Source organism: Candidatus Poribacteria bacterium, assembly GCA_028820845.1.
GTDB lineage: Bacteria > Poribacteria > WGA-4E > WGA-4E > WGA-3G > WGA-3G.
Window position 1 is genome coordinate 26,439 of record JAPPII010000012.1, and the last position, 11,749, is coordinate 38,187.

General features: G+C 47.6%; 13 protein-coding genes. 11 read left to right on the top strand and 2 right to left on the bottom strand.

Features of this window, described 5'->3' with window-relative positions; all coding sequences use genetic code 11:
- The first annotated feature begins 10 nt into the window (after positions 1–10).
- The 7 genes from OXN25_02860 to OXN25_02890 all read left to right on the top strand — a co-directional run bounded on the left by OXN25_02860 (position 11) and on the right by OXN25_02890 (position 5,020).
- On the top strand, positions 11–811 hold the full coding sequence (locus OXN25_02860) for a hypothetical protein (protein ID MDE0423792.1): 801 nt from the start codon (positions 11–13) through the stop codon (positions 809–811).
- Positions 812–883: 72 nt separating this feature from the next.
- On the top strand, positions 884–1,096 hold the full coding sequence (locus OXN25_02865) for a hypothetical protein (protein MDE0423793.1): 213 nt from the start codon (positions 884–886) through the stop codon (positions 1,094–1,096).
- A complete protein-coding gene (locus OXN25_02870) occupies positions 1,074–1,442 on the top strand; it encodes a hypothetical protein (protein MDE0423794.1) in 369 nt (122 codons plus the stop codon). The genes OXN25_02865 and OXN25_02870 overlap by 23 nt, the downstream gene beginning before the upstream one ends.
- Before the next feature lie 11 nt (positions 1,443–1,453).
- Positions 1,454–2,047, top strand: a complete 594-nt coding sequence (locus OXN25_02875; GenBank protein MDE0423795.1) for a hypothetical protein — start codon at positions 1,454–1,456, stop codon at positions 2,045–2,047.
- A 17-nt stretch (positions 2,048–2,064) separates the two neighbouring features.
- Positions 2,065–2,946, top strand: coding sequence for a formylglycine-generating enzyme family protein (locus OXN25_02880; GenBank protein ID MDE0423796.1), 882 nt, complete (start codon positions 2,065–2,067; stop codon positions 2,944–2,946).
- A 13-nt stretch (positions 2,947–2,959) separates the two neighbouring features.
- Positions 2,960–4,630: a CRTAC1 family protein gene (locus OXN25_02885; GenBank protein MDE0423797.1), complete on the top strand. Its 1,671-nt coding sequence runs from the start codon at positions 2,960–2,962 to the stop codon at positions 4,628–4,630.
- A 33-nt stretch (positions 4,631–4,663) separates the two neighbouring features.
- Entirely contained in the window at positions 4,664–5,020 is a 357-nt protein-coding gene (locus OXN25_02890) for a hypothetical protein (protein ID MDE0423798.1), read from the top strand.
- Here OXN25_02890 and OXN25_02895 read toward each other — a convergent pair.
- Positions 4,995–6,347 carry a mandelate racemase/muconate lactonizing enzyme family protein gene (locus OXN25_02895; protein ID MDE0423799.1) on the bottom strand — a complete coding sequence of 451 codons (1,353 nt, stop codon included), beginning with the start codon at positions 6,345–6,347 and terminating at the stop codon, positions 4,995–4,997. The genes OXN25_02890 and OXN25_02895 overlap by 26 nt on opposite strands.
- A 258-nt stretch (positions 6,348–6,605) precedes the next feature.
- On the opposite strand from OXN25_02895, the gene OXN25_02900 reads away from it, so the two are divergent.
- Positions 6,606–7,844 carry a serine hydroxymethyltransferase gene (locus OXN25_02900; protein ID MDE0423800.1) on the top strand — a complete coding sequence of 413 codons (1,239 nt, stop codon included), beginning with the start codon at positions 6,606–6,608 and terminating at the stop codon, positions 7,842–7,844.
- A gap of 95 nt (positions 7,845–7,939) precedes the next feature.
- On the opposite strand, the gene OXN25_02905 is transcribed toward OXN25_02900, so the two are convergent.
- A complete protein-coding gene (locus OXN25_02905) occupies positions 7,940–8,533 on the bottom strand; it encodes a hypothetical protein (GenBank protein ID MDE0423801.1) in 594 nt (197 codons plus the stop codon).
- A gap of 69 nt (positions 8,534–8,602) precedes the next feature.
- Between OXN25_02905 and OXN25_02910 the strand changes: the two genes are divergently transcribed.
- The 3 genes from OXN25_02910 (at position 8,603) to OXN25_02920 (ending at position 11,726) form a co-directional block, all read left to right on the top strand.
- The gene (locus OXN25_02910) at positions 8,603–8,758 is read left to right on the top strand and encodes a transposase (GenBank protein ID MDE0423802.1); all 156 of its coding nucleotides are present in this window, start codon (positions 8,603–8,605) and stop codon (positions 8,756–8,758) included.
- A 756-nt stretch (positions 8,759–9,514) separates the two neighbouring features.
- Positions 9,515–10,396: a Crp/Fnr family transcriptional regulator gene (locus OXN25_02915; GenBank protein ID MDE0423803.1), complete on the top strand. Its 882-nt coding sequence runs from the start codon at positions 9,515–9,517 to the stop codon at positions 10,394–10,396.
- Complete coding sequence (locus tag OXN25_02920) at positions 10,347–11,726, top strand: M28 family peptidase (GenBank protein MDE0423804.1); 1,380 nt, start codon at positions 10,347–10,349, stop codon at positions 11,724–11,726. The genes OXN25_02915 and OXN25_02920 overlap by 50 nt, the downstream gene beginning before the upstream one ends.
- Positions 11,727–11,749: the final 23 nt, after the last annotated feature.

Sequence of the window (11,749 nt, forward strand, 5' to 3'; positions counted from 1 at the left end):
GAGGTGAGATTTGAGGTACACCGCTATTTTATTTTTTATTGGTTTTGTGGTGCTTTATGGCACTTCTACTGAAGGGGCAGAGTCTCTGGGTGATCCTTTTGATGGAAATGCTTTGAAGAATCCGAATTGGAAATGGAAGACCTCTGATGTGGCAGATGTTGAACCGAAAGAATGGGATCTCGGGAAAACAAAAGCCGGATGGCTTCACGTCACGGGTGAACTGAATCGTAATCTCTGGCCCTCAGACACAACGAATCGGCTCTATCAAGAACATGAAGGTGATTTTGACATAGAGACGCACCTGTACATGGACTATGAAGATGCGTGTGTTGTTGCTGGGGTCGTTGCCTACTCGTCAACAACAAAGGATCGCCAAGGCCGCGAAGGTGAGTGGGTGACGATTAAACTCTGGGGTCGCGGTCCCGCAAACGGCAACAATGCTGTTATCCAATATCAGAAACGGCAGTTTGATGCGGGTGAGGGACTTGTGGGTGTTGTTCCGGATTTCCAAGACCCAGCGGGTGAAATGGAGCTCTACATGCGGCTCCGGCGTGAAAAGGATACGTTTACGGCGTGGTGGAAACGGAAAGCCAATGATACTTGGATTGACATCGGTGAAACTGAACAAGAGTTTGATGAACCGCTTGAGGTTGGGATATACGTCGGTATTTGCGATGGCAAAGGCGAACAGATTGCGCAGTTTGAGTATTTTGAAGACCTTCTCGTGCCGTTTGATGTTTCGCCGCGTGCGAAGCTGCCGATTGCTTGGGGTGACTTGAAACGACGGCATAGCATGTCGGATAGTCGTTAGCTGTTGCTACAGTATTTTTAAAAACAAATTTCATATCTATTATTTGTTTGTTGTAACTCTGAAAGAAGGTTTATGGCTACATTTTATAAAGGTGCGGGGGTTGGTACACATTGGCATAGCCGTGATTCTCGCCGAGTCGGTTTTACCGCACGTTCACCTGAAACAGGTCCGACGACCGAAGCATTGATAGCTCATGTCGCAACAGGAACTATCAACAGTCCATATATTTCACTCACTCGCTCCTACGCAGTGGCATGGCACTATGCAGTATTTAGTAGTAAGTAGAGAACCAACATCAGGCAATCCCGCCTACATATATGAAATAGAGATTGATGATTCGCTGCCTCATGGGCTTAATTTACTGGATCCGGCCAAAGAAGTTGTTCATGTTTTACCTCAACCTTTACGAGGGGTTGTTGACATGGAATATATGGCAGATCGTCTGAGTAAGCAAACATCTCAAGTCCCTAACCCGACGGGAGATTTCTCGTCCAATTTTGAGATGAAGTTAAGGACACTTATACATGCACAACGGGATGTGGAAGTGTTAATTTACGGTTATATACCTCCGTTTTGTGTAAAGCACCGTTTTGAAGTAGAATTTTCTCTATTAGATCTGCCTGTTTCATAGGAGAGACTATAATGAACATGTATGAGATTCGTAGCGTTGACCTGAAAGAGGTGCCAGGTAATGATTTCATTAAATTCCTTAAGATAGAGATGCCTGAAAGAAAGGGTCATGGTCCCGTTCGCTTCGCTAGGGTTCGGTACGCTTTAAACGGCGGTCACACTATGGAAGAGAACGGTTTGCCTATAGACTTGGGCAAAGGGATTTTTATCGCAACGCTTGAGGATGAAGAGCTCTGCGGAATTTCTCGAAACGAATTAGAGAAAGTTTTGCAGGAAGCCGCAGTCGAGATTGTTAAGATTGCTTGGAAAGAGTGGGATCCACCTAATATCCTTAAAAGCATATTAAAGGGTTATTCTTACCTGCAATATGATGAACACCTTTCTAAACCCCCAGATGTTTTGAAGTGCTGTGTTACTGATCCAAACAGTTCACGACATGCGGAAGATATTTTTGAGATAGCCCGTAGGTTAAATGTTACCACCGGTGAGGACTACAAGGTGTTCTATGGGGGTAACTCCAGTGAGGACGATAATTTCGATGAAGTCTGGACATGGTTCTCTTTAAGGAAACTTAATTTTCAAAAGGGCAGTTCTAACGAGAAATAACAGATTTCCGCCTTAAGATGAAATGCACCTATTTCACAATTCTTGTCTTTATCCTTGTGATCTGTCGTGATTTCGCTATTGCCGAAGTCAGTAAAACTGCCCAAAAGGTCCTCACCACAATAGAATGGATCTCTATCTCCGAAGGCACGTTTCTGATGGGTTCAACCTCTGAAGAAGCGGCAGCAGCTTACGAAGACGCGAAGTTGCGGAGTTCGATGCTTGAACGGCACACCTTTGATGCGGAGTTGCCGCAACATCAGGTCTATCTGAGTGCTTATGAAGTCTCGCGGTATGAAATCACTAACGCCCAATACCGTGCCTTTGTTGAAGCGACGAACCGTCCGACACCGCGCGGGCATAACAGTGAGGAGACTTGGGCGGATGAGACGCTCAACACTGATACGCAGCCCGTTGTGGGTGTGACGTGGTTTGACGCTCAGGCGTTCGCGGAATGGATTGGCGGAAGTCTTCCGACCGAAGCACAGTGGGAACGCGCTGCACGTGGGACTGAGGCACGTAGATATCCATGGGGAAACACGCCACCCAAGGCACGTCAGCACGCCAACTTCGCACGTCGCTACAACCGTCCAGTATCGGTCGGACAGTTTCCGCAAGGTGAATCACCAGACGGCATCGCCGATCTTGCTGGGAATGTATGGGAGTGGTGTCTCGATGAATACAGTCCAACAGCCTATCAGCGAGGTGGTAGCAATGTGGCCCGAAATCCGCTCAATCTCCGCTTTCGAGATGTGCTTCGAGCGAGGGTGATTCGTGGGGGTGCATGGGATGTTGGTCGCGCGTTTCTCCGTTCAGGTTTGCGATTCAAATTCTATCCTTTGGATTCAACACATACAATCGGGTTTCGGGTCGTCCGGCCGCGCCCGGAGATAAAAGAATAACCTGCCTATCACCATGTTTCAACCCAAACACTACCTGTCCCGTTTTTTGACTTCCATACTAACGCCTTTTCTCCTTTTCGTATTTCCACACCTCAGCGATGCTGATCCGTATTTCCGCGATGTAACCTATGCGATGAAACTTGATTTCCGGCACGTCAACGGATTTTCTGCGGAACGCCGACTCGTTGAGACGATGGGCAGTGGTGGGGCACTCTTTGACTTTGACAACGACGACGATTTAGATCTCTACCTCGTTCAAGGCAATTCACTCTCTCCGTCAGCAGAATCTCTACCTAAGAATCGACTTTACCGAAACGATACTGGTATTTTTGTTGACATTACAGCGTCTGCAAATGTTGGTGATACCGGCTATGGGCTCGGTGCTGTCGCTGCGGATTACAATTCTGATGGGTATCGCGACCTATACGTGACAAACTTAGGGGAAAACGTGTTATACCGGAACAATGGAGATGGCACGTTTACAGATGTAACTGAGCAAGCGGAGGTGGGGTGTCCACTGTTGAGTGCGAGTGCGGCGTTTGCTGACATTGACCGGGATGGCGATCTTGATCTCTATGTGTGCAACTACGTTGAATATGCGTTGGAAACCGATATCCCGTGCTATTACAAAAATAGTTTGCGTATCTATTGTGGTCCTAACGAATATCAAGGTATTGCCGATGTATTGTACCGAAACAATGGAGATGGTACGTTCACGGATGTTACAAAATCGGCAGGGGTGTATGAACCGACGACGCGTGGGCTTGGTGTCGTCTTTACGGATGTGAATAGCGACGGTTGGGTGGACATCTACGTCGCGAACGATATGTCTCCGAATACGCTTTTTGTGAATCAAGGCGATGGGACTTTTCAAGAGGAAGGCGTGCGCCGCGGTGTTGCGTATAACGGTGATGGACTCGCAAACGGCTCGATGGGTATAGACGCTGGCGATTATGATAACGACGGCGATATAGATCTTTGGGTGACGAATTTCGCGTTGGAGGCGAACTGTCTTATGCAGAACGATGGCGATGGTTACTTTGAGGACGTAACATTTGACACAGATCTCGCCGATCCGTCCTTCTACGCACTCGGTTTCGGTACTCGTTTTGTTGACTTTGATAACGACGGTTGGTTAGATATACTCGTTGGGAACGGGCATATCTGGGATAACGTGGAACAGATTGATGCAAAACAGCACTACGCGCAGCCTGTGCAACTGTTTCGCAATCAAGGGGGTACTCCAGAAAACCACATGGGTTTTACCGAGATTACCGCTGAGGCTGGATTGGATAAAACACCTTATGTCGTCCGTGGGATGCTCTTCGGGGATATAGATATGGATGGCGATGTGGATGTTGTTTTGTGCCAGTCAAACCGTCCAGCAGTTATTCTCAGCAATGCAGTTGGCAATGCGAACGCGTGGCTAATGGTGAAATTGGTTGGTACAGATGGCAATACCGACGCGATCGGTGCGCAAGTTCAGGTAGAGACGGACGGCATGACGCTTCTGCGCGAGGTTATCTGTGGGGCGAGTTATTTGTCAGGCAACGATCTCTGTCTCACCTTTGGATTGGGAAGGGCAACGCGGGTAGACAATCTCCAAATTCGTTGGCACAACGGGCGCGCTCAGGAGTTGGGGACAGTCCCAATTCGTCAATCTATAGTGCTTTTACAGGATTGACACAATTGGTTGTTGGTATTACAATATACTATTATGAAAGTCGTTGAAGAGAGAGAAGCGTGGGTTCACACGCACTTCATCCTTGATAGTTTTTACGTCACAGAGCAGGAACGTCGGCAGATTTCTATCAATGTCGAGCCGGAGTTAATGCAACTCGGACTCCAGTACGGACTGACGTATAACATCGCGCCATCAAAACATCGCGCTATTGTTGTGCTTGAGTGTATACCGTTTGACCCGGTTAAAGAGATTATCAAAAAATTGATTAATGATGTGATTGCGGACTTTCCGGTACGGCTTCCTGAACAGCGGAATGTTGTCACGAATATCACCGTCACCGATCCAGAAACGGAGCGGGCGGATGTTAGTGTCCGAGCCCCGGTGCAGTAAGAACATGTGTTCCCACAGTGCCCTCAGTGATGTTGAAAACTGAGGGAAATTCGTCGCACCAACCGTCGTTCGCGCTTGGACAGAATTGGCGTGAGTTGCCTTCAATAGCCGTTACACCGGGAATGCGCGCAGCAAGTCCAGCGGAATGCAAGAAAGATGCACCCGGACACGTCAAGTCCTGAACAGCGAGGAACATATCGTATTCCGCAGCAGCGGCACCCATCAGCAACGCCTGAGATTGCCCCTTACATGCCTTGAGCGCAACACCGGAATACCCTTGCTCTCGTGCCAATAGAAAAGTCTCAAAATCGGTCAGCGATTCGTCTATCACCACCGGTTTTATCTCGGCGGCTTTGTGCATTTTATTTTCGGGATGCGCCTTTAGATTCCGATCGGTCGGCTGCTCGATGTAAGCGAGGCGTTGGAAAGCTGCGGGCTCTGTTTCTTGAATCTGGCTGAGAAATGCCAACAGATATTCAACATCTTGACAGGTTTCGTTGAAATCGGCGGAGTAGTGCCATGTATTGATACCGCGTTTTGCCTGTGTTTCTGCGGTGACTTTATCGATTGCGAGGACGCGCGCCACGTCCCATTGGAGATCGTCACCGTTGAGTTTAATCTTCAGGTGTGTCAATCCGTCAGCGACAATCCATTCGGGAAGCGTTTCGGGTAGACCGTCGTTGAGGCGTTCGGCAATATCGGCATCGGTAAGCGGATCGAGTGCGCCGACGAGATGATAAAGCGGCATGTTCGACTTCGGTTGACGTGAAGTATACTGGTCGAGATATTTTCCAACGAATTGTTCATTCAAAAAGTGTGACAGATCTGCCTCAATAAAATCTTCGCCTAAGCCGTTGTAGCTATTAATGCCGTTTGCTTTCCCGAACCCGTCATGAATTGCTGCGTCAATAGGACTCGTTGTAACGACGGTGCAGAGTTTGGGGATTGGTGATGCGAGCTGCATGGTGTTGGACAACGCGTCGGCGATTCGCAAAAATTCGGGTTCAAGCACTTCGGAGAGTTCAAGGGGATGTGTGCATAATGTGCAATCTTGTGTTACTTTGACCGCTAATTCGGCAAGTTTTTTCATCGCGGCGAGGCTCTGGTCGAAAGGGGCATAACGCGGTGGGAATGCCCAGACGTTACCGAGGGGCATCGAGCCTTTGCCCTCTGCCTCTTTGCCGTCGCGCGTCTGAACTCGCATGCGGACGTTAAAGAGTACACAGTGATCTGTCGGAACACCGCCGAACTTCAAGGGGGTACGGTATTGGTGTTCTTCAAAGTCGTAATGAACATCAAGGATACGAATATCTGTCGGTTTTGGCATAATTTCCTCATTGCAGTCTGTTTTCCTTCATCGTAACTGATTTTTTATGGCACGTCAAGTAATTTCTCTGTAGGGCTATTTAGTTTTAAGAGATAAGTTTACCTATGTGAAGGTTAACTGTAATGGAAGCCCGAACTTGTTCGGGACAGTGCGCTTTTTCCCGAACAAGTTCGGGCTTCCGGACCCAAATTATTGGAAAACTAAATGCCCCTGATTTCTCTGTCCTTTGCTCCATGACGAAACGGAGGCTTCTTCTCAATGACATATAACCCAAAAGTTCAAAAACTCACTTCACTGCTCGATAAACATCAAGCATACCGGGATACCTGTCTGAATCTTATTGCTTCGGAGAATACGCCTTCGCCGTTGGTAGAAGAACTTTTCGACGAACGGTTGGCGCGACGGTATGGGAATTATTCTGGCACTGACCTTTACCAACGCAATTACAAAGGCAACCGTTATATTGCCGAAATAGAGGTATACACGCAAGCGTTAGCGAAGGAGCTCTTTGGCGCAGCGTATGTCGATTTCCGTCCACTATCAGGGAACATTGCGGGGATTGGAACAACGTTTGCATTAGCGAAACCGGGGGACACGGCATTAGAGGTACATAACGGACACCACTATGCTGAAAAATTGCTCTCCTCACCACTCAAAGTGGAACTACGATCGATTCCGATTCCGTGGGACGGACAACGTTCAAACATTGATCTCGACGCAACGCTTGCGCTAATTGCTGAATACAAGCCGAGTATCGTTAACGTCGGTTCCGGTGTATTTCTCTTTCCACAACCTGTACGAGAACTGAAGCAGGCGATGCGCGAAGCGAATCCTGATGCCTATCTTATCTACGATGCCTCGCACGTTATTGGACTGATTGCGGGTAAACGGTTTCAGTCGCCGTTTGATGAAGGGGCGGATGTGATCATCTCCAGCACTCACAAAACATTGGCGGGACCACAGGGCGGCATGATTCTAACCAACGATGCGTCTATTGCTGAGCGGGTTGCGAAGGGACTTTATCCGTTGTTGATGAGCAATCACCATCTGAATCGGCTTCCAGCATTAGCGGGGACGTTTATAGAGTGGATGGAATGCGGTGAGGCACAAGCGGATGCGATCGTTGCGAACGCAAAAGCACTCGGAGGCGCGTTAGCGGAACGCGGTGTTCCGATACTGGGTGCGGATCTCGGTTTCACGGAGTCGCATACCTTAATTCTGATTGTAGATAAGTATGGCGAGGGTGGTGCACTCGCCAATCATTTGGAAGCGTGTCATATTATTGCGGGTGCGGCGGGATTGCCGCCGGAGGTCGGCACGTCTGGGTTGCGTATGGGTGTTCAGGAGGTTACGCGATGGGGGATGACACCTGCGGATGCACCGGACATTGCGGATTGTATTGTTGCTGGGCTTTCTGGTGGGAGTCCTGAAGCACTCAAGCCACAAGTCGCAGAAGTCGCGCGTCGGTTTGATGCGATCCAGTTTACTGTGGATTAAAATAAAAAAACGGAATAAGTCGTTTTGGGATTGGTTAAATTGAGTTTCACGGCTAATTCCGATTAGCTTTATGAGTTATACCGGTAGACTCACATTTATTTTTGAAAAAATGGAATAATCCATTTTAAGATAGCATATAGCCCCCCGCTACCAGTCAATAGGCCTGTGATTAATGCAGTAATTGTTTTACTTTCTATAAGCCAATCTTTTAGTTTGATTAAAGACTTTTTTCTGTTAATCCATTTCTGCTGATTTGCTTTTTCTTTACATTGATTTTCTTCAGATTTATATTGCTGAAGAATTTCAGGAGTTATGGATTTGGATGGTGGGGTTTCTATAACCAAATCATCTATATTCCGTCCATTAGTTTTGGAGTGTTGATACTCTTGTATACGATCTAATATGATTTTATCAAGAACGCGTTTTGGGATAGACGTTTTTGCAATAAGATATTCTATAGACTCGCTTGTGATTTCGTGCACTGTAAACGTTAATGGGTTATATATCCACGTATACTTAGAAAAATCCTCATCAATGGCAGAAGGTTTGTAAAGGGCCCCATTCTTGTTTATAGCATAGGCAAAGAATTTACAAGTCTGCCCAACATGAAATCTGTTGTAGTCTGTATTTATATGACGTGTGAAACGCCATGCTAAATGGCTTTCCTGTATAATTTTCTGTACTGCCACCGGAAATTTAGACCACTCTCTAATATAAGATTGTGCTACAATGACAATCTATTTGAAAGGAGCATTCCGATGGCGAAACGCAGAAAATTCACTGCTAAGTTTAAAGCAGAAGTTGTGCTTGAGGCCCTTAGCGGTGAAAGTTCACAGGCGGAACTGTGTCGCCGACATAACCTCAGCGAAAACCAAGTCTCAACGTGGGAACGGCCCTACCAACATGTGTCATGATGAAAATAATCCTCCAAATCCTGATTCTAACAATACACCTAATATCCTCCAAAATCCGCAACGCCGCGTCATCCGCGCTTCAGGCAACCTATAACCCACAACTCACAACCCATAACCCATTTTTACTTGACACCCGTTAGCAAAAATAGTATAATATAGCGTAAGACTTTCCAAAGAGGTGAATAGTGTATCAAACGACAAAAATACTGGCACCGAAACCAACACAAACCTTTTCAGCGGACCACAGAAATTTATTACTGATAGTTAACCAATGACTGCTGAAAATGAAGCGCAGCAGAACGCCTTGACCGCTGACCGCTCACTCAAAATTGTTACACTTTTCGCAAAATTATTTTTTTTATACAAGAAAAAAATCGAAAATTAAACATCAACAAACCCTTACGATGACTGGGTTATCTAACGTTACAGGCAACACACCCAATGGTACACAGGTGTAACATTTAGTGTAACATTTTTAACGAAAATTGATTAAGATATGCCGTTACGTTAATTGATTAAAATATACCGTTCCGTTAACCCATATTCACCGCCGTATGATCCTGTCAATTTTTGAATCCTGTAAATCCCGATTTAGACAAAAACCAACACCCATTCGCCAACAACCAACAACCACATTTCGTTTGCTTTATTAGTAACACACTGCTATAATTAAAGGCATAGAAAACCAAAAACGCCCAACGCATAACCAACACAGTCCATAATACCAAAAGACTACACGCTCTGGACGATCCTGACATGGTAAAACAACAAAAAACGCCAGAAAGGTTCTGGTCCGTTAAACAGATAGACATCTTCCAAGACCTCATCGAGGCAGATGCAAACGCGCTCGCAAAGATTACAACCTTTAAATCGCTGAAAAATGGCGAGCCGCTCTGCGCCGAAGGCGTTTATCTGATCAAAGAGGGACGCGTCAAGATTTACGAAACGCCGCCTGACGGGGAACCCGTAACTTTAGAACTTCTCGAACCCGGCGAAATCTTTGGTGCCGTTCAATGGGAAGAAGACAAAGCACACCCGAACCTAACCGCTGAGACATTTACGGAAGCTGTTGTCGGTACCGTCAATATCCAGAACTTCCAGTTCTTCCTGAAACGAAAGCCGCACTTAGCGATGCCACCACCAAAGACGTTTGGTTGGTTCATACAGAGATTCCTGTATGCGTGGATCTCTCGGTTTCCTACAAAACTAAGGAACTTTAATCCTACAATATCGCGTAGCAAATCACGTGCGGAACAGACCAACCTACTCCTAAACATCGCGTTTCGGAGTCCAGCATCACGGCTCGCGTTTCTATTACAAAATTACGCCGATGCACCGAAACACAATCAGACACTAGGCGGTCACGGGTCGCAGTGCACCCTCCGCAAACTCTCAACAAAGAAATTGGCTCGACTCATCGGCAGTTCCGTTGAAAAAACGGAAACACTCCTCAACCAATTCAAACAACACAAAATCCTTGAGAAAAGGTTTCGACGCATCCAGATACTTGATCCGTGGCAACTCAAAAAAATTGCCAACGCAAGAATGGAAACGATACCACAAATCCCAGAAGAGAAGAGCGAAACTTATGAGCAAAACGAACCCCTATTTGCAGCTCGACCAGCAGATGGTCGGTGACATCTACACCTCGCAAGAGGCAATGGAAAATTTGACAGTCCTCTGCGATGAATACGGCGCAAGGTTCGCAGGCACGCCTGAAGAATACGAAGCCGCAAACTTTATCGCCGACTGCTTTAAACGTTACGGACTCCAAAATGTTGCCCTTGAGGAATATCCTTATGCCGGTTGGACGCGCGGCACCGCAACCCTTGAAGTGATTGAACCGATTCGCCGAACACTCCATTGTATCTCACTTCCCTATTGCCCCGCCGGAGACATCACCACCGAACTCGTCTCCGCCGGATACGGAAGTCCCGCAGAATATGAAGCACTCGGCGACACCGCCATCGCGAGGCTGGTTATGGCACAGAGTGCCTCACCCCCAGACCTCGGCAGATGGGTCCACCGCAAGGAGAAATTTGAACGCGCCGTCCTCGCTGGCGCATGCGGATTTATTTTCGTTAGCGAACACCCAGGGGTCGGCCCCGAAACAGGGAGCCTCCAAAACAATCAAGAAGCACCCATCCCAGGAATATCCGTCTGCAAAGAAGATGGCGAATTCCTAAAACGACTCATGGCGCGGGAGTCCGGAAGCGTCACATTGAACCTCAAGACAACCGACATTAACGAACCGCGTACCTCATGGAACGTCGTCGCCGATCTACCCGGACATGAGAACAGCGAAGAGATGATAATTCTCGGATGTCACTACGACGGACACGACATTTCCCAAGGTGCACACGACCCCGCTTCAGGAATGGTATCCGTCATAGAAGCCGCCCGCGCACTATCCACCTACGCTGGCGATACCCTTAAGCGGACCGTTCGGTTCATCGCCTTCGGAACTGAAGAAATTGGACTCACCGGCGCGTTCCGTTATGTCGATGCACACGCATCGGAATTAGACAATATCCGGTTCATGCTGAATATGGACGCAGCAGGCGGCGCGAGTCGCAAAGGTATCGTTCTCCACTGCTGGGACGCTTTGGAACCGTTCTTCAACACCGCACGTCAGCAGATGCACGCCGAAATGCCGGTCGGGCAAAAGGTACACTCCTACTCCGATCATTTCCCATTTTTCCTCAAAGGCGTACCTTCATGCCACATGGGTGACCCCGAAGCACCCCCATCAGGCAGAGGCTTCGGACATACCGCTTACGATACACTCGACAAAGTAAAACTGGAGAATCTACGTGCCGCCAGTGCAGTCGGCGCAAGGGTAGCACTCCGATGTGCCAACGCCGATAATTTTCCTGCAAAACGACGGACTGCTGAAGCGGTACAGAAAATTGTTGATACCGATCCCGGATTGGAGGGATACCGGATCTCTCTCAAACTAAAACGCTAACCCGCAATAACGACACTTGCAGC